The 18,421-nt window shown below is 60.2% G+C and carries 19 protein-coding genes; 10 read left to right on the top strand and 9 right to left on the bottom strand.

Features of this window, described 5'->3' with window-relative positions:
- Nucleotides 1–12: 12 nt before the first annotated feature.
- The 5 genes from AC1ROI_RS16310 to AC1ROI_RS16290 all read right to left on the bottom strand — a co-directional run bounded on the left by AC1ROI_RS16310 (nt 13) and on the right by AC1ROI_RS16290 (nt 2,683).
- Nucleotides 13–591, bottom strand: coding sequence for a hypothetical protein (locus AC1ROI_RS16310; protein WP_010467358.1), 579 nt, complete (start codon nt 589–591; stop codon nt 13–15).
- Nucleotides 592–678: 87 nt separating this feature from the next.
- The gene (locus AC1ROI_RS16305) at nt 679–894 is read right to left on the bottom strand and encodes a hypothetical protein (protein ID WP_102594344.1); all 216 of its coding nucleotides are present in this window, start codon (nt 892–894) and stop codon (nt 679–681) included.
- A gap of 112 nt (nt 895–1,006) precedes the next feature.
- Nucleotides 1,007–1,597 carry an LON peptidase substrate-binding domain-containing protein gene (locus AC1ROI_RS16300; RefSeq protein ID WP_010467356.1) on the bottom strand — a complete coding sequence of 197 codons (591 nt, stop codon included), beginning with the start codon at nt 1,595–1,597 and terminating at the stop codon, nt 1,007–1,009.
- A gap of 10 nt (nt 1,598–1,607) precedes the next feature.
- Nucleotides 1,608–2,324, bottom strand: coding sequence for an LrgB family protein (locus AC1ROI_RS16295; RefSeq protein ID WP_010467355.1), 717 nt, complete (start codon nt 2,322–2,324; stop codon nt 1,608–1,610).
- Nucleotides 2,321–2,683, bottom strand: a complete 363-nt coding sequence (locus AC1ROI_RS16290; RefSeq protein WP_010467354.1) for a CidA/LrgA family protein — start codon at nt 2,681–2,683, stop codon at nt 2,321–2,323. Before AC1ROI_RS16290 ends, AC1ROI_RS16295 begins: the two co-directional genes overlap by 4 nt.
- Before the next feature lie 197 nt (nt 2,684–2,880).
- On the opposite strand from AC1ROI_RS16290, the gene AC1ROI_RS16285 reads away from it, so the two are divergent.
- From AC1ROI_RS16285 to AC1ROI_RS16275, 3 genes are all read left to right on the top strand, one after another.
- On the top strand, nt 2,881–3,336 hold the full coding sequence (locus AC1ROI_RS16285; protein WP_010467353.1) for a MaoC family dehydratase: 456 nt from the start codon (nt 2,881–2,883) through the stop codon (nt 3,334–3,336).
- A 115-nt stretch (nt 3,337–3,451) separates the two neighbouring features.
- Complete coding sequence (locus AC1ROI_RS16280) at nt 3,452–5,170, top strand: C13 family peptidase (protein WP_102594341.1); 1,719 nt, start codon at nt 3,452–3,454, stop codon at nt 5,168–5,170.
- 27 nt (nt 5,171–5,197) lie between these two features.
- Nucleotides 5,198–5,839: an oxidoreductase gene (locus AC1ROI_RS16275; protein WP_010467351.1), complete on the top strand. Its 642-nt coding sequence runs from the start codon at nt 5,198–5,200 to the stop codon at nt 5,837–5,839.
- Between the two features lie 117 nt (nt 5,840–5,956).
- On the opposite strand, the gene AC1ROI_RS16270 is transcribed toward AC1ROI_RS16275, so the two are convergent.
- The 4 genes from AC1ROI_RS16270 to AC1ROI_RS16255 form a co-directional block, all read right to left on the bottom strand.
- Nucleotides 5,957–6,241, bottom strand: coding sequence for a YceK/YidQ family lipoprotein (locus AC1ROI_RS16270; protein ID WP_010467350.1), 285 nt, complete (start codon nt 6,239–6,241; stop codon nt 5,957–5,959).
- Nucleotides 6,234–6,866: a flavin prenyltransferase UbiX gene (gene ubiX, locus AC1ROI_RS16265; protein WP_010467349.1), complete on the bottom strand. Its 633-nt coding sequence runs from the start codon at nt 6,864–6,866 to the stop codon at nt 6,234–6,236. Before ubiX ends, AC1ROI_RS16270 begins: the two co-directional genes overlap by 8 nt.
- Nucleotides 6,863–8,212 (bottom strand): UDP-N-acetylmuramate:L-alanyl-gamma-D-glutamyl-meso-diaminopimelate ligase, encoded by a 1,350-nt coding sequence (gene mpl / locus AC1ROI_RS16260; RefSeq protein WP_102594342.1) that lies wholly within the window; start codon nt 8,210–8,212, stop codon nt 6,863–6,865. The genes ubiX and mpl overlap by 4 nt, the downstream gene beginning before the upstream one ends.
- 183 nt (nt 8,213–8,395) lie before the next feature.
- Nucleotides 8,396–10,309 carry a sigma-54-dependent Fis family transcriptional regulator gene (locus tag AC1ROI_RS16255; RefSeq protein ID WP_010467347.1) on the bottom strand — a complete coding sequence of 638 codons (1,914 nt, stop codon included), beginning with the start codon at nt 10,307–10,309 and terminating at the stop codon, nt 8,396–8,398.
- A gap of 316 nt (nt 10,310–10,625) precedes the next feature.
- Here AC1ROI_RS16255 and exaC point away from each other — a divergent pair, with 316 nt between their 5' ends.
- The 7 genes from exaC (at nt 10,626) to AC1ROI_RS16220 (ending at nt 18,280) form a co-directional block, all read left to right on the top strand.
- Nucleotides 10,626–12,146: an acetaldehyde dehydrogenase ExaC gene (exaC, locus tag AC1ROI_RS16250; protein WP_010467346.1), complete on the top strand. Its 1,521-nt coding sequence runs from the start codon at nt 10,626–10,628 to the stop codon at nt 12,144–12,146.
- Nucleotides 12,147–12,259: 113 nt separating this feature from the next.
- Nucleotides 12,260–13,708 (top strand): ethanolamine permease, encoded by a 1,449-nt coding sequence (gene eat / locus AC1ROI_RS16245; protein WP_077749222.1) that lies wholly within the window; start codon nt 12,260–12,262, stop codon nt 13,706–13,708.
- Between the two features lie 51 nt (nt 13,709–13,759).
- Nucleotides 13,760–15,154: an ethanolamine ammonia-lyase subunit EutB gene (locus AC1ROI_RS16240; protein ID WP_102593825.1), complete on the top strand. Its 1,395-nt coding sequence runs from the start codon at nt 13,760–13,762 to the stop codon at nt 15,152–15,154.
- An 8-nt stretch (nt 15,155–15,162) separates the two neighbouring features.
- Nucleotides 15,163–15,987: an ethanolamine ammonia-lyase subunit EutC gene (gene eutC, locus AC1ROI_RS16235; protein WP_172962174.1), complete on the top strand. Its 825-nt coding sequence runs from the start codon at nt 15,163–15,165 to the stop codon at nt 15,985–15,987.
- 120 nt (nt 15,988–16,107) lie between these two features.
- Entirely contained in the window at nt 16,108–16,566 is a 459-nt protein-coding gene (locus AC1ROI_RS16230; protein WP_010467342.1) for a GNAT family N-acetyltransferase, read from the top strand.
- Nucleotides 16,567–16,804: 238 nt separating this feature from the next.
- A complete protein-coding gene (locus AC1ROI_RS16225) occupies nt 16,805–17,461 on the top strand; it encodes a DedA family protein (protein WP_010467341.1) in 657 nt (218 codons plus the stop codon).
- 6 nt (nt 17,462–17,467) lie between these two features.
- A complete protein-coding gene (locus tag AC1ROI_RS16220) occupies nt 17,468–18,280 on the top strand; it encodes a M90 family metallopeptidase (RefSeq protein ID WP_010467340.1) in 813 nt (270 codons plus the stop codon).
- Nucleotides 18,281–18,421: the final 141 nt, after the last annotated feature.

Below are 18,421 nucleotides of genomic sequence, written 5' to 3'. Positions count from 1 at the left end.
GATGGCGTTTTTTTATTTGCGCTCCTCACCCGGCTTATCAACAATCTTGATCACGAAGTTGACGGGATCATTGTTGAACGCATCATGCTTGGAGGTATTAGGATCAACATCTTTAAAATGCACTTTCCCCTTGTCGTTTGCCAGATAGAGCGGCCGACCATTAAGCTCACTCACGAGCTGCACATACCCTGGACCGGCAGCAAAATCATCAAAACTCGCTTGGTCCACCCCATGCTTACGTATCGAAAACCTGGCACCTTCCGAACCGCTATTCATATATAGATGACGGGTTCCGACATTAACCGTCAAATGACCACCTTCATAGGCGCCTCGAATAACGGCCAGCACTTCATACTTGCCAGCCTTGGGCACAAACTTCAACAATAGAGGCTTGTCATCCTCATGATCGGCGAGCGTCAGAATACTTGTGCTGTCGTCACTCGCCAATGCCACCTCCACGTCCAGGCGTTCGCGCCGGGTGATTCGCGGGTCACGCAGCCTAAGCTTCAGGCGCTGCTGGTTAAGCACCACCGGCGTGCCGTTGACGTAAAGGTTAGCGGTAAATGCACTGCTTTGATTTTCCAGGGACATCAATCACCTCAAGATGCTGTTCACTCAATTTTTTTCAGCAAGACGCGCAAAACCCAGTCCGTTGCCGAATAGTTTATAAGTCGTGTACTAAAGAGCCGTCGGAGCGTTTGAAGTATCGACAGCAGTACCGGAGACTGGAAGTTTTACGCGCTTGCGCTTACGTCGAGCGACAACCATTGAATCGGCATAGTAAGCAGCGGCATCAATAATATTAGCCGTATTCGGATCGTTGCTCGCGTGCTTTAAAATATAGCGCCCGGCAATATCATCCCAGAACATCCATTCATCTTCATATAGCGTCATAACCACATCCATATAGTTAACCGTTATCCGCTCCATGCGAATAACTGCAAACTACTGACTGAGCTTTACGAAGACAATAGTGGCGAACCGAAGAACTTAATACAAAGTACAACTAGGCAAACAACTCACCCTGCAACTCGTCCAACAGCGCCTGGATCGCATCCAGCCGCTGCTGGGGATCATCGAGTTGCAGCAGGTCGATCTTGTCCACTTCGGCAAACGGCAGCAGATAGGCCAGCTGATTGGCCAGTGACTGTTGCCCGGTCGCTTCGGTGCCCATGTTCAAGGCTTCGACCATCGGGTGTTCGGCCAATGCCTTGAGCAGGGCGACCAGGTCCGCATCCTCATCCTGCAGCGGCTGTTCAGGTTCGTCTTCCAGCCACTCGACCTCAGCGACGGTCAATTGATCGCGCTGTACCTCGGTGCGCAACACATGAAAACGCCGCCCGCCCTGCACGCGAATGCCCAGCAGGCCATTGTCCTGTTGTTTGAAATCAGTGATCAACGCTTCGCAGCCGACCAGCGCATAGCCCGCAGGTGCGATGCCCACTTCTTCGCCGTCGAGAATGCACACAACGCCGAAGCCGACGCCCTTTTTCATGCAACTGCCGATCATGTCCAGGTAGCGCGCCTCGAAGATCTGCAAGTCGAGGATGCAGCCAGGAAACAGCACAGTGTTCAGCGGAAAAAGCGGCAAGCTCATAGACATATCCTTAAACCACCATCGACACCGCCAACGGCAGGAACACCGCCGTGGCCACGCCCATCAGACTCATCGCCAGCGCCGCGAAAGCGCCGCATTCTTCACTTTCCTGCAAGGCCACCGAGGTGCCGACCGCATGGGCGGTCATGCCCAGCGCCATGCCCCGGGCTTCAGGGCTGTGCACGCCCAGCCGGGTCAGCATACTCGGACCGAAGATCGCACCGATCACGCCGGTGATCAACACGAACACAGCGGCCAACGCCGCGACACCACCGATCTGCTCAGCCACCAACATGGCAATCGGCGACGTCACTGACTTCGGCGCCATCGTCATCAGGATCATGTGTTCGGCGCCAAACCACCAACCCAGCAACACGCCCATGCCCGTGGCAACCACGCCGCCTATCACCAGCGTAGTAAAAATCGGCCAGAACAACTGCCGAATGCGTCGCAGATTGAGATACAGCGGCACTGCCAGCGCAACGGTCGCAGGTCCGAGCAAGATGCTGAGGATCTCGGTGCTCTTGCGGTACTCGACAAACGTGATCCCACAGACCGTCAGCACACCGATCACCAACAGCATGGAGACCAGCACCGGTTGCAGAAAGATCCAGCGGGTTTTTTCAAAGGCTGCCAGCACCAGTTGATAAGCGCCCAACGTAATGCCGAGGCCGAACAACGGGTGATGAATCACCGAGTCCAGCGCACCCTGCCAATCGAGGATCATGAGCGATCTCCGCGATGGGCATGACGCTTGACCATGCGCTGCATCAGCACCCCGACAAACGCCATGGACAGCACCAGCGACAACACCAGCGCGCCGGCAATGGCCCAGAAGTCTGCGGCGATGTCCTTGGCGTAAACCATCACGCCCACGGCCGGCGGCACCAACAGCAAAGGCAAATAGCGCAGCAGGCTGCTGGCGGCCAGGTTCAACGGCTCGCCGACTTGCCCGCGCGAAATCAGGTACACCAGCAACAGCAGCAGGCCGACAATCGGCCCGGGCAGTACCGGTAAAAACAAATGGTTGATGGCTGTGCCCAGCAATTGGAACAGCACCAGCCAGGTCAGGCCACGTAACAACATCCAGCATCTCCCGCACGCGCGCCCCACCAAAAAGGGGCCGGGCATTATAAGCACGTCAACGCTATGGATCGGCATTCGCCAAAAGCATGGTCAGTTGACCGGAGCAATTTGCCATGTTGATCTAAAGTGGTTCACAGGGAGGCCAAATCCCCCCACTCGAAAAACTATAAATCCGATGAAACCCAAGGAGAGTCTCAATGCCCTATGTTCCCGTTGCAGAGCTCAAAGATTATGTCGGCAAGGAACTCGGACGTTCCGAATGGCTCACCATCGATCAGGAGCGCATCAACCTGTTCGCAGAAGCCACAGGCGATTATCAGTTTATTCACGTCGACCCGGTCAAAGCCGCGCAAACGCCATTTGGCAGCACCATTGCACACGGATTCCTGTCACTGTCGCTGATCCCGAAACTGATGGAAGACATCCTGATCCTCCCTCAAGGGGCGAAGATGGTGGTCAACTATGGCCTGGACAGCGTGCGCTTCATCCAGCCAGTAAAGGTCAACTCCAGGGTTCGGCTCAAGGTCGACATGAACGAAGTCATCGAGAAAAAACCCGGCCAATGGCTGCTCAAAGCCACCGCCACGCTTGAAATCGAAGGCTCGGACAAACCGGCGTATATCGCCGAGCCGCTGTCCCTCTGTTTCGTCTGACACAGGTCTGATTGCGAAACAGCTCACGCTGTTTCGCGCCGTGTCTCTGCCGTGTCTCTATAAATGCGACACATAGCTGCGGCATACTCCGTCGCATAATTGCCCGGATCCCGCTATGCGCTCACTTGCACTCCTCGCCCTGACCCTGTTACTCACCGCTTGCGGCGATGGCGAATCGCTGCTGCCCCCGGACGCCCGCTTGCCGGACGGCGGGCGCTATCGCGGTGATCTGGTCAACGGCTTGTTGCAAGGCCAGGGCCGCATCGACTACCCCAACGGCAGTTGGTACGCCGGCGAGTTCGACAAGGGGCAATGGCATGGCCAGGGCGAGTGGCATGGCAGCAACGGCGAAGTCTATCGGGGCCAATTCAATCAAGGCCTGTTTGACGGCAAGGGCACACTGACCACCAGCGGCAGCAGCTACACCGGCGGATTCAAACTCGGCCGCCGTGACGGTGAAGGCACGCTAAAAGAAAACGCGATGACCTATCGCGGTGAATTCAGGGCCGATCAATATTCAGGGCTCGGGCGTCTCGAACTCGACGACGGCAGTTCCTACCAGGGCCAGTTCGCCAATGGCAAACCCAACGGTGAAGGGCAGCGCGGCGACGCCAGCGGCAATCAGTTCACCGGGCACTTCAAGGACGGTCAGCTGGAAGGCAACGGGACCTTCAACAGCGCCGACGGCGACATCTATGTCGGCGGCTTCAAGAACAATCAACTGCACGGCAAGGGCCGCTACGAAAACGCCGACGGCGATGTCTGGCTGGGCCAGTTCAAGGAAGGCTCGCTGAACGGCAAGGGCGAGTTGATCGGCGCTGACGGCAGTCATTACATCGGCCAGTTCAGCGACTGGCGCTTTACCGGCCAGGGTCGATTGAACCTGCCCGACGGCAGCTTCTACATCGGCCAGTTCGACAATGACAGCTACTCGGGGCGCGGCACCCTGGTGCTCACCGACGGCACGGTGCAAAGCGGAACGTGGGTCAATGGCCAGCGTGTTCGCGATGCCGACGGCAAGTTGCTGCCCGACACCCTGGAGCTCGGCTTGCTGGCCCAGGGCCGGTTACTCGATGACGCTCTGTCCAACGTGCCAGCCTCGACCCCGATGGTCGAGCTGTACACCTTGACCCTGGGCGGCGACGGCAAGCAGAGTGTGTTCCTGCGCGAGTCCGATTACGTCAGCAACATGCTCAGCAGCCGCTTCGGCGCCTTCGGCCAGATCCGCCTGGTGAACCATCGCGATCACCTCGTCGACCGGCCGATGGCCACCCGGGAAAACCTGCGCCGCGCCGCGATGACCCTGGCCGAACGCAGTGGCCCGGAAGACTTGATCTTCATCTACCTGACCAGCCATGGCAGCAGCGAACATGAACTGGTGCTCGACCAGCCGCGCATGGAACTGGCCGACCTGCCGGCCGACGAACTCGCCGCCGTGCTCGCGCCCTTGAAGAACCGCGACAAGATCGTGGTGATTTCGTCCTGCTATTCCGGCGGCTTCATCCCCGCGCTCAAGGATGAACGCACGCTGATCATGACCGCCTCGCGCGCTGATCGGGTGTCCTTCGGTTGCTCGGAAGAAGCCAATTTCACCTACTTCGGCGACGCGCTGTTCGCCCAGGCGCTGAACCAGACCGACGACCTGGAGCATGCCTTCAAGCTGGCCAAGGCCACGGTGGCAGAGCGTGAACTCGCTGACGGCTTCGAGGCCTCTGAACCGCAGCTCTGGGCGCCGAAAACGGTCCTCTCGCACTGGCAACTCTTGCGCAAACAGCAGGCACGAAAAGCGCTACAAAGTGTCTCTATCAGCAGCAAGGATGCAAAGAGCAACTAAGCTGAACAGTATCAAGGGGGAAACACTATGTACTTGACGCCTCAGCATGTACTGCTTGCCGGAGCTACCGGGTTGACCGGCGAACATCTGCTTGATCGCCTGCTCAATGAGCCAACGATTTCAAGGGTACTGGCCCCCTCACGCCGGCCACTGGCCGAGCATCCCCATCTGGAAAACCCGGTCGGCGACGCGGCGGCGTTTCTGCCGCAACTGAACGGTCGCGTCGACATCGCCTACTGCTGCCTCGGCACCACAATCAAGCAGGCTGGCTCCGAACAAGCCTTTCGTGCGGTCGACCTGGACATGGTGGTGGCGTTCGCCAAACGTGCACGGGAAATGGGTGCCCGGCACCTGATCGTGATCAGTGCCCTGGGGGCCGATCGCAGATCCTCGATTTTCTACAACCGGGTCAAAGGCGAGATGGAGTACGCATTGCGCGCGCAGGACTGGCCGCAGCTGACCATTTGCCGACCTTCGTTGTTGCTGGGCGATCGACTGGAACCGCGCACGGCCGAGCAACTCGTCGGGCCGTTGTCGCGCTTGATCCCTGGCAAGTACCGCGGCATCGAAGCCTGCCAACTGGCTCGCGCCATGTGGAGACTGGCGCTGGAAGAGCAGGATGGGGTACGGATTGTCGAATCGGATGAACTGCGCAAGCTAGGCAAATAATCCTTTGGTGTCTGAGAGGGCGCCTTCGCGGGCAAACCTCGCTCCTACACAGGCAACGGAGAACCCGTAGGAGCGAGGCTTGCCCGCGAAGGGCGCACACCGATTCAAAGCCGAACGCTACAACCCGCCCGTCGCCTGGAAACTCACCCCGATCACCGTCAGCAATGACAACGGCAATAACAGCGTGTCGAGCAACGCGCTGGCCGGCAGGTCGACGCCGGGGTAGCTCGGCGCTTCGGCGCCAAACCGGTCCATGGCGCAGCAACCGCCATTCAGGGCATACAAATCCAGGCGCGTCCCCGCGTACACCACTGGCGCCCCAGGCTTGGCCGCGTCCAGCGTGCGCGCCGTGGCGCAGCCCCCCAATTGCAGGGCCAACAGAACAATCAGCAGCTTATTCATCGCTGCTCAAATGGTGTTCGCCCCAGCGCGGCAGCATGTCTTGCGGGATGTTCAGCAGATTGAGAATCCGCGCCACGACAAAGTCGATCAAGTCATCGATCGTCTGCGGCTGATGATAAAAGCCCGGTGACGCCGGCAATATCGTCACGCCCATGTTCGACAGCTTGAGCATATGCTCCAGATGAATGCTCGAATACGGCGCTTCACGCGGCACCAGAATCAGCTGGCGACGCTCTTTCAACGTCACGTCGGCAGCCCGCTCGATCAGGTTGTTGCAGGCACCGGTCGCGATCGCGGACAAGGTTCCGGTGGAACACGGCACCACCACCATCGCCGCGGGCGCACCAGACCCCGAGGCCACTGGCGACATCCAGTCTTCCTTGCCGTACACCTTGATCTGCCCGGCGGCCGCACCGGTGTACTCAGTGAGGAAGGCCTGCATCGTCTGCGGTTTGGCCGGCAGCGTGACGTCAGTCTCGGTGGCCATCACCAGTTGCGCCGCCTTGGAGATCAGGAAATGCACCTCGCGGTCTTCGCGGATCAGGCAGTCGAGCAGACGTAAACCGTACTGGGCGCCCGAAGCGCCCGTCATCGCGAGGGTGATGCGTTCCGGGCCGTTGTTCATTGCAGCGCCTCGGCGAGTTTGCCGTGCAGGCCGCCGAAGCCGCCGTTGCTCATGATCACCACGTGGGTGCCGGGCTGGGCCTGGCTCTTCACGCGCTCGATGATGCCTTCCAGGGAGTCGCTGACGATCGACGGCACCGTGCACAACGCGGCGGTCGCGCCCAGGTCCCAACCGAGGTTGGCGGGGGCATACCAGATCACTTGATCGGCATCGACCACGCTTTCCGGCAAGCCGTCGCGGTGAGCGCCGAGCTTCATGGAGTTGGAGCGCGGCTCGATGATCGCAATCAACGGCGCATCACCGATGCGTTTGCGCAGGCCGTCGAGGGTCGTCGCAATGGCCGTCGGGTGGTGAGCGAAGTCGTCGTAGATGGTAATGCCGCGAACCTCGGCGACTTTCTCCATCCGGCGTTTCACGCTTTTAAAGACGCTCAATGCAGCGATGCCCATCGACGGTACAACGCCGACGTGGCGAGCAGCCGCCAGGGTGGCCAGGGCGTTGGCGACGTTGTGCTGGCCGGTCATGTCCCAATCGACGACGCCTTGGGCGACGCCTTCGAACATCACTTCGAACCTGGAGCCGTCTTCGCTCAGCAGCTTGACCTGCCACTGACCGCCGGCACCGGTGGTTTGCACCGGGGTCCAGCAGCCCATCTCGATGACGCGCTGCAACGCTGGCTCGGTGGTCGGGTGAATCACCAGGCCTTCGCTCGGGATGGTTCGCACCAAGTGGTGGAACTGCCGCTCAATGGCGGGCAAATCCGGGAAGATGTCGGCGTGATCGTATTCCAGGTTGTTCAGAATGGCCGTGCGCGGGCGGTAGTGAACGAACTTGGAGCGCTTGTCGAAGAACGCGCTGTCGTACTCGTCGGCTTCGATGACGAAGAACGGTGTGTCACCCAGACGCGCCGACACCGAGAAGTTCTGCGGCACGCCGCCGATCAGGAAGCCCGGGCTCATGCCCGCGTGCTCCAGGACCCAGGCAAGCATGCTGCTGGTGGTGGTTTTGCCATGGGTGCCGGCGACGGCCAGGACCCAGCGACCTTGCAGCACGTGGTCGGCCAGCCATTGCGGGCCGGAGACGTAGGGCAGGCCTTTGTTCAACACGTATTCGACGGCCGGGTTGCCGCGCGACATGGCGTTGCCGATCACCACCAGATCCGGCGCCGGATCGAGTTGGGTGGGGTCGTAGCCTTGGGTCAACTCAATGCCCTGCGCTTCAAGCTGAGTGCTCATCGGCGGATAGACGTTGGCATCGGAGCCCGTCACGTGATGGCCCAGCTCTTTGGCGAGAACCGCCATCGAACCCATGAAAGTGCCGCAGATACCAAGAATATGAATATGCATAGTCGACCTCGTAAAACATGGCCGCAGGTTAGCGTAGGGTGGGAAAATTCGCACCTTTGTTTCGGGTCAACGCAAAACCCGCAGCAGCGAGGCTTGCCCGCGAAGGCCATAACACGATTCCGCCAGTACACCGCGTAATCGTTCTTCGCGGGCAAGCCTCGCTCCTACAGTGTGACGGCGTGCCTAGCGGGCGATGCCGTGTTTGCGCAGTTTTCGATAGAGGGTGTTACGGCTGACGCCGAGCTGCTCGGCGGTATGGGTCATGTGCCAACGGGTCTGCTCCAGCGCATTCAGCAACGCCAGCCGCTCGGCATCGTCCAGCGGATGTTCGGAAGTCTCTTCAACGGCCACAACCGGCACCGGTCGAACCTGACGAATCATCACCGGCAAATCCTCCAGCCCGATCCGCCCGTCGTCACACAACGCCGCCAAGGTGCGCAGCACATTGCGCAACTGCCGCACGTTCCCCGGCCAGGCGAAACCCAGCAAGGCTTGCCGGGCCGGCTCATCGATCAGCACCGTCTCTGCGCCCGCTTCCTCGGCCAGCAGAAAATCAAGCAACTGCGATTTATCACTTCGCTCACGCAACGCCGGCAATGCGATCTCCAGCCCATTGAGCCGGTAATACAAATCCTCGCGGAAGCTGCCGTCCTGCACCCGCTCCAGTAAATGGCGGTGAGTGGCGCTGATGATCCGCACATTGACCGACTCCGGCTCGCCGCCAATCGGCACCACCTGACGATCTTCCAGCACCCTTAATAGCCGGGTTTGCAACGCCAACGGCATGTCGCCGATTTCATCGAGGAACAGTGTGCCGCCGTCCGCCTGCTGCAACTTGCCGCGCATGCCTTCCTTGCGCGCGCCGGTAAAGCTGCCGCCGCGATAACCAAACAGTTCGCTCTCGATCAGGCTTTCAGGGATCGCCGCGCAGTTCAGGGCGACGAAGGCCTTGTCGGCCCGCTGGCTGGCCTGATGCACGGCTTTGGCAAAGGCTTCTTTGCCGGAACCGGTTTCGCCATTGATCAACAGCGGCACGTCTCGCTCGAAAACTCTCAAGGATTTTCGGAAATCTTCCTGCAACGCGGCGTCGCCCAGGCAGATGCCCGACAGGCGCGGACGCTCGGCAATTGTCGGACCTGGCACCACCGGCACCGGAATGCTGCGCGGCTGCCCGCGCAACACGGCAAACAGACTCCGCCCATCACGGGTGCGCAACGGCCAACTGGCGCTGGCGTTGACACTGGCGCGGCCGAGCAAGTCATCCAGCGAGCAATCGAAAAACGCCTCCACCGGCTTGCCCAGCAATCCACCGCGAATATGCCCCAGCAAGTTCAGCGCACTCTGGTTGACCGCGCTGATCCGCCCTTCCCCGTCGAACGCCAGCAAGCCTTCGCTGAACAGCCCGACGGATTCGGCTTGCAGGTGAAAGCGCAGCAACCATTGATTGTCGAAGTAGCGCAGGAAATAGCAGCTCTCGATCATCTTCGCCGAGAGATTGACCAAGGCCATGGTGTGGAACTGGCTTTGACGTGAGACTTCGTGACGCGCCGAGGACACATCGAGAACCGCCAGCAGCTCGCCGTGAGGGTCGAACACCGGGCTCGCCGAGCACGTCAGGCCGGTGTGGCGGCCGCGAAAGTGTTCATCCTGGTGAATGGTCAGCGACTGGCGCTCCACCAGGCAGGTGCCGATGCCGTTGGTGCCTTCGCAGGCTTCGCTCCAGTCGGCGCCAAGCCACAGGCCGGCGCGCTCGAAGATTTTCCGTTCGGCCGGTGCGGTGACGCAGTTGAGGATCACCCCACGGGCGTCGGTGAGTAGCACGGCGTGGCCGGCGCCGGAAAGTTGCTGATGCAGACTGGTCATTTCGCTGCCGGCGATGTGCAGCACTTGCTGCAAGCGTTCGCGGCTTTCCAGCACCCGACCGTGTTCCAGCACCGTCGGTGCCATCGTCAGGGCCGGGTCGAGGTGATAATCCTCAAGGCAGCGCAGCCATGAACGGGCGATGGACGGGTCGCTGCCAGGACCGTGCAGGTGGGATTTGCCCTGGGTGACGGTCAAGACTTGTTGGGCATGGCGACTCAAATGGTTGTCGTGCATTTCTTATTGTTCTCTCCGAGAGCTGTGCTGAACCCCATCAAGGGCTGACACACATCTTGTGGCCCAGCATCCTCCAGCCATCGGCGCATTGCAATGCTGGCAAGACCGCCCGGTCACAAGCTGTGCCACAAGCGGTACAAAGTGTCACGAGGGCTGTACCGGAATCGTCACAGGCGCCGCCCGCCCGTCCGACAAAAAACGCGCAAGACCTTGATTTGCCTGACCTGCAGGGCAGTGGCCCGACCTTTGCTCTACGCTTATAGCAAGCGCACATGCGCTCTCCCTTATAAGCACAAAAAGCCAAGGAGAAATCACCATGCGTTACGCTCACCCCGGTACTGAAGGCGCTATCGTTTCGTTCAAGAGCAAATACGGTAACTACATCGGCGGCGAGTTCGTCGCGCCTGTCAAAGGTCAGTACTTCACCAATACCTCGCCAGTGAATGGCCAACCGATTGCCGAATTCCCGCGCTCCACGGCCGAAGACATCGACAAAGCCCTGGACGCCGCCCACGCCGCCGCCGATGCCTGGGGCGCCACGTCCGCCCAGGCGCGTTCGCTGGTGCTGCTGAAAATCGCCGACCGCATTGAACAGAACCTGGAAGTCCTGGCAATCACCGAATCCTGGGACAACGGCAAAGCCGTGCGTGAAACCCTCAACGCCGACATCCCGCTGGCCGCCGACCATTTCCGCTACTTCGCCGGTTGCATCCGCGCCCAGGAAGGCAGCGCCGCCGAGATCGATGGCAACACCGTGGCCTATCACATCCACGAACCGCTGGGCGTGGTCGGGCAAATCATCCCCTGGAACTTCCCGATCCTGATGGCCGCCTGGAAACTCGCCCCGGCCCTGGCCGCCGGTAACTGCGTGGTGCTCAAGCCTGCCGAGCAAACCCCGCTGGGCATTACCGTGCTGATGGAGCTGATCGGCGACCTGCTGCCGCCGGGCGTGCTGAACGTCGTTCAAGGCTTCGGCAAAGAAGCCGGCGAAGCCCTGGCCACCAGCAAACGCATCGCCAAGATCGCCTTCACCGGCTCGACCCCGGTCGGCTCGCACATCATGAAATGCGCCGCCGAAAACATCATTCCGTCCACCGTGGAGCTGGGTGGCAAGTCGCCGAACATCTTCTTCGAAGACATCATGAAGGCCGAACCTTCCTTCATCGAAAAAGCCGCCGAAGGCCTGGTGCTGGCGTTCTTCAACCAGGGCGAAGTCTGCACCTGCCCTTCCCGCGCGCTGGTGCAGGAGTCGATCTACGACGACTTCATGAAAGTGGTGATGAAAAAAGTCCTGTCGATCAAACGTGGCGACCCGCTGGACACCGACACCATGGTTGGCGCCCAGGCGTCCGAGCAGCAATTCGACAAAATCCTGTCGTACCTGGAAATCGCCAAGGGCGAAGGCGCCGAGCTGCTGACCGGCGGCAAGGTGGAAAAACTCGAGGGCAACCTGGCGACCGGGTATTACATCCAGCCGACCCTGCTCAAGGGCACCAACAAAATGCGCGTGTTCCAGGAAGAAATCTTTGGCCCGGTGGTGAGCATCACCACCTTCAAGGACGAAGCCGAAGCCCTGGCCATCGCCAACGACACCGAGTTCGGCCTGGGTGCCGGCCTCTGGACCCGCGACATCAACCGCGCCTACCGCATGGGCCGAGCGATCAAGGCCGGTCGTGTGTGGACCAACTGCTACCACCTGTACCCGGCGCATGCCGCGTTCGGTGGTTACAAGAAGTCCGGCGTCGGCCGTGAAACTCACAAGATGATGCTCGATCACTATCAGCAGACCAAAAACCTGCTGGTGAGCTACGACATCAATCCGTTGGGCTTCTTCTAAACCGACTGTCGCAGGCAAGCCACTCTCCTTGGGAGTGGGCTTGCCTGCACATTGGGCCTTCGCTCCCACCCGGCAACCACGCCGGTCAAAAACAATAAGAACAGGTGAAACCTATGCCTAGCGATCAAGCCAGCGTGCAGCCGGCTACCTCCTCGGTCGACTTTGAAAAAGTCGGCTCCGACTATTTCCAACAACGGGAACTGAAAAAAGGTGCAGCAGGCTGGGTCCTGCTGGTGGGTCTGGGCGTGGCCTACGTCATCTCCGGCGATTACGCGGGTTGGAACTTCGGCCTGGCCCAGGGTGGCTGGGGCGGCATGTTTCTCGCTACGTTACTGATGGCGACCATGTACCTGTGCATGTGCTTCTCCTTGGCGGAACTGTCGTCGATGATCCCTACCGCGGGTGGCGGCTATGGTTTTGCCCGTAGCGCATTCGGACCGTGGGGCGGTTTTCTGACCGGCACCGCGATCCTGATCGAATACGCCATCGCTCCGGCGGCGATCGCGGTGTTTATCGGCGCCTATTGCGAGTCACTGTTCGGCATTGGTGGCTGGATGATTTACCTGGCGTTCTACATCATCTTTATCGCCATTCACATTTTCGGGGTCGGCGAAGCCCTGAAACTGATGTTCGTTATCACCGCCATCGCCGCGCTGGCATTGGGCGTGTTCCTGGTGTCGATGGTGCCGCACTTCGACGTCGCCAATCTCCTCGACATCCCAGTGACTGACGCCAAGGGCGCCAGCAGCTTCCTGCCTTTCGGCTACGTCGGCGTTTGGGCGGCAATTCCTTACGCGATCTGGTTCTTCCTCGCTGTCGAAGGCGTGCCGTTGGCAGCAGAAGAAACCAAAAACCCGAAACGCGACCTGCCTCGCGGCTTGATCGGCGCCATGCTGGTGCTGGTGAGCTTTGCCCTGCTGATTCTGGTCATCGGCCCGGGCGGTGCGGGCGCCAATGCACTGCTGACCTCGGGCAATCCGTTGGTCGAAGCATTGAGCAAGGCCTATGGCGGCTCGACCTGGATGGGCCACTTCGTCAATCTGGTGGGCCTGGCCGGGCTGATTGCCAGTTTCTTCTCGATCATCTACGCCTATTCGCGACAGATCTTCGCGCTGTCCCGCGCCGGCTACCTGCCGCGCAAACTGTCAGAAACCAACAAGAGCAAGGCGCCCGTACTGGCTCTGATTATCCCCGGCATCATCGGATTCGGCTTGTCACTGACCGGTCAGGGTGACTTGCTGATTCTGGTAGCGGTGTTCGGTGCGACCATTTCCTACGTCCTGATGATGGCGGCGCACATCACACTGCGCATTCGACGCCCCAAAATGGATCGGCCCTATCGCACGCCCGGCGGTATTTTCACCTCCGGTGTAGCGTTGGTGCTGGCTTGCATCGCCGTAGTAGCGGGTTTTCTGGTAGACCCACGCGTAGTGATTGGCGCTGCGATCATCTATGGAGTGTTAATTGCTTACTTTGCTTTCTACAGTCGGCATCACTTGGTAGCAGGCACGCCCGAAGAAGAATTCGCGGCCATTCAGAACGCTGAAAAAGCCCTGCACTAACGGCCAGAAATTACGGCGCAGGCCCTGTCTGCGCCGTCACGGAGAATCTGTATGGCAAGTTTTGCTCACACGGTCGGCGCCCTGACCTTCCGTTTCGACAGCCTCAAGGACGTCATGGCCAAGGCCAGTCCGGCGCGCTCCGGGGATTTTCTGGCCGGCGTCGCCGCCCTCAACGATGGCGAGCGCGTAGCGGCGCAAATGGCCCTGGCTGACATTCCGCTGACTCACTTCCTGCAGGAAGTACTGATTCCCTATGAGGCTGATGAGGTCACCCGACTGATCATCGACACTCACGACAAACATGCGTTCATGGCCGTCAGCCACCTCACCGTCGGCGGCTTCCGCGACTGGCTGCTGAGCGACGCGGCCGACGAACAGAGCCTGCGCGCCCTGGCGCCCGGGCTGACCCCGGAGATGGTCGCCGCTGTCTCCAAGATCATGCGTGTGCAGGATCTGGTGCTGGTGGCGCAAAAGATTCGCGTGGTCACGAAATTCCGCGGCACGATGGGCTTGCGCGGGCGTTTATCCACGCGCCTGCAACCCAACCACCCCACCGACGAACCGGCCGGCATTGCGGCGAGCATTCTCGACGGCCTGCTGTATGGAAACGGGGACGCGATGATCGGCATCAATCCGGCCACCGACAACATCGCGTCGATCTGCGCCATGCTGGAAATGCTCGATGCAATCATTCAGCGCTACGAAATCCCGACCCAGGCCTGTGTGCTGACCCACGTCACCACCTCCATCGAGGCGATCAATCGCGGGGTTCCGCTGGACCTGGTGTTCCAGTCGATCGCCGGCACCGAAGCGGCCAACGCCAGTTTCGGCATCAACCTGAATGTCCTGCAGGAAGGTTACGACGCCGGGCTGAGCCTGAATCGCGGCACCCTGGGCCAGAACCTGATGTATTTCGAGACCGGCCAGGGCAGTGCCCTGTCAGCCAACGCCCACCACGGCATCGATCAACAGACCTGCGAGACCCGTGCCTACGCTGTGGCGCGTCATTTCAAGCCGTTTTTGGTCAACACCGTCGTAGGATTCATCGGCCCGGAATACCTCTACAACGGTAAACAGATCATCCGCGCCGGCCTTGAAGATCACTTCTGCGGCAAGCTGCTCGGCGTACCGATGGGCTGCGACATCTGCTACACCAACCACGCCGAAGCCGATCAGGACGACATGGACACGTTGCTGACCCTGCTGGGCGTCGCCGGGATCAACTTCATCATGGGCATCCCCGGCTCCGATGACATCATGCTCAACTACCAGACCACCTCGTTCCACGACGCCCTTTACGCCCGCCAGACCCTGGGCCTGAAACCGGCGCCGGAGTTCGAACAATGGCTGGCGAGAATGGGCATCCTGACCCAGGCGGATGGCAAGATTCAATTCGGCGACAGCCTGCCGCCGGCCTTCCGTCAAGCCATGGCGCAATTGGGATGAGCGTTGAAATGGATAAACCACCTGTTGACCCAGAGAATCCGTTGCTGGAGCTGCGTCGCCTGACCCCGGCGCGGATTGCCCTGGGCCGCACCGGCACCAGCATGCCGACCAGCGCGCAACTGGATTTCCAGTACGCCCACGCACAAGCCCGGGACGCGGTGCACTTGCCGTTCGATCATGCCGGGCTCAGCTCGCAACTGGCCGAGGTCGGGCGCGAGAGTTTGCTGCTGCACAGCGCCGCCACGAACCGGGACAGTTACTTGCAGCGGCCTGATCTGGGGCGAAAGTTGAGCGATGAATCGGCGCAGACCCTGCGCGAATACGCGCAGGCGAACCCGGGTGGCGTGGATCTGGTGATCGTGGTCGCCGATGGCTTGTCGGCGCTGGCCGTTCATCGCCATACCTTGCCGTTTCTGGCGCGGATGCAGGAGCAAATCGAGGCTGAAGGCTGGTCCGTTTCACCGGTGGTGCTGGTGGAACAAGGGCGGGTCGCGGTGGCCGACGAGATTGGCGAACTGCTCGGCGCAAAAATGGTGGTGATCCTGATCGGTGAACGCCCGGGTCTCAGTTCGCCGGACAGCCTGGGGTTATATTTCACCTACAATCCAAAGGTCGGGCTGACGGACGCCTGCCGCAACTGCATCTCCAATGTCCGGCTCGAGGGCCTGAGCTACGCAATGGCGGCACACCGCTTGCTGTACCTGATGCGCGAGGCTTGCCGCCGCCAGCTGTCGGGGGTCAATCTGAAGGACGAAGCCCAGGTTCAGACGCTGGAGTCGGACGCAGGTGCGGACATGAAAGGTAATTTCCTACTGAGCCCGCCGAATGCCTGAACCGTTTCCGCATTGCGTTTCTGTTCCGGTTTCAGGCAGGATCGATGCACGGCTGCCCGAGTGAAGAACCGTTCGCCGTCAGAGCACGTGAAGACAGCCACTTGAAGACGAGACCTATCGATGCGGATTATTCAAGCGACCCTCGAACACCTGGACCTGCTGACCCCGTTGTTCGTCAAATATCGCGAGTTTTATGGCTCATTGGCTTATCCAGACTCCTCCCGGGCATTCCTTGAAAAACGTCTGCGCCGCAAGGAATCGGTGATCTATCTGGCGCTGGCCGATGACAAAGACAAGCTGATGGGTTTCTGTCAGTTGTACCCGAGCTTTTCATCCCTTTCGCTCAAGCGCGTGTGGATCCTCAACGACATCTATGTCGCCGAAGACGCCCGCCGTCAGCTGGTGGCCGATAACCTGATTCGCACCGCGAAGAAAATGGCCAAGGAAACCAATGCCGTGCGCATGCGCGTTTCCACCAGCAGCAACAACGAAGTGGCGCAGAAAACCTACGAATCCATCGGGTTCAAGGAAGACACCGAGTTCAAGAACTACGTATTGCCGATCAGCGACGAGCTCTGATCCTGACTTCTGTGATGAGGGAGCGCGCTCGTTCATCACAGAAAGGGTTATTTATTGTCACCAGACTTCCGGCCGCGCCATAGACATCCCCCGCTACAATCTCGACGCGCGCTTCATCACTCAGCCCGTATAATGCCGGCCTTTTCGGCTTGTAAGAAAAACTACACTCGTCTGTAGGCTTTCGCGAAGTCATCCGCACAGGCCTGCTGAGTCCGGCCGTCACCACAGGTGCCCCTCCATGGATTTCAACCCGATCGACCTTATCCTGCATCTCGATGTTTACCTCGATTTGCTGGTGAACAACTACGGGCCATGGATCTACGCCATCCTGTTTCTGGTGATCTTCTGCGAAACCGGTCTGGTGGTGATGCCCTTCCTGCCGGGCGACTCCCTGCTGTTCATCGCGGGCGCCGTTGCGGCCGGCGGCGGCATGGACCCGGTGTTGCTGGGCGGTTTGCTGATGCTCGCAGCGATCCTCGGTGACAGCACCAACTATGTCATCGGCCGAACAGCGGGCGAACGCCTGTTCAGCAACCCGAACTCGAAAATCTTCCGTCGCGACTACCTGCAACAGACCCACGATTTCTATGACAAGCACGGTGGCAAGACCGTGACCCTGGCGCGCTTCCTGCCGATCATCCGCACCTTTGCGCCGTTCGTCGCCGGCGTCGCCAAAATGCCTTACCCGCGTTTCTTTGCCTTCAGTGTGCTCGGCACCATTCTGTGGGTCGGCGGTCTGGTGACCCTGGGTTACTTCTTCGGCAACGTGCCGTTCATCAAGAAAAACCTTTCGCTGCTGGTGGTGGCCATCATCCTGCTGTCGCTGGTACCGATGATCATCGGCGTGGTCCGCAGCCGTTTCGGCAACGCCGCGTCCAAAACCCAATCGCGCTGACCCGCGATGTGGTCCCTGAGCGCCTGGCGTCGCCGGCGCATCCTGGCCAGACACCCGATTGCCGACGACGTGTGGCAGCGGGTGCGCCATCACTTGAGTTTTCTTGACGGCATCAGCGCCGCCGAAGACCAATGGCTGCGTGAAGCCTGCGTGCTGTTCCTGGAAGATAAACACCTGACCGCCCTGCCCGGCGTCGAACTCCATCAGGAACAACGCCTGTTGCTCGCCGCTCAAGCGCAACTGCCACTGCTGCACTTGGGCGATCTGAACTGGTATCAGGGTTTCCACGAAATCGTCCTCTACCCCGACGACTTCCTCAGCCCCCAACGGCATCGCGATGCCAGCGGTGTCGAACACGAGTGGGACGGCGAACACAGCGGCGAAGCCTGGCAGCAAGGCCCGATCATCCTGGCCTGGCCCGGCGTGATGGCCAGCGGTGGCTGGGAAGGCTACAACCTGGTGATCCACGAGCTCGCGCACAAACTCGACATGCTCAACGGCGACGCCAACGGCTTGCCGCCGCTGCACCCCGACATGCGGGTCAGCGAGTGGGCAAAGGTCATGCAACACGCCTACGACGACCTCAATCGGCACCTTGACCGCAATCCGGACGCCGAAACGGCCATCGATCCCTATGCGGCGGAAAACCCCGCCGAATTCTTCGCCGTCACCAGCGAATACTTCTTCAGCGCTCCGGATTTGCTGCACGAGGCGTATCCTCAGGTCTACGAGCAACTGAAGCTGTTTTACCGCCAGGACCCGCTGGCCCGGCTACGGCAACTTCTGGCCGAGAACCCGGTCTATCAGGCACACGACTAGTGCCCAGCCTCACCGATACGTTGCTCTTTTGACGAGTGGTCGTTGTGGTCAGGCAAGGCGCCGCGACGAGTCATAGCTGGCTATGGCGAGGAGCGGCAACGCAGCATGACCGCAACGGACGCCGTCAAAAAGCAACAGTAT

This window comes from Pseudomonas sp. GW823-FHT02C02 (assembly GCF_058797635.1).
The sequence above is the reverse complement of the archived record's forward strand: the minus strand, read 5'-3'. Positions and strand labels throughout refer to the sequence as shown.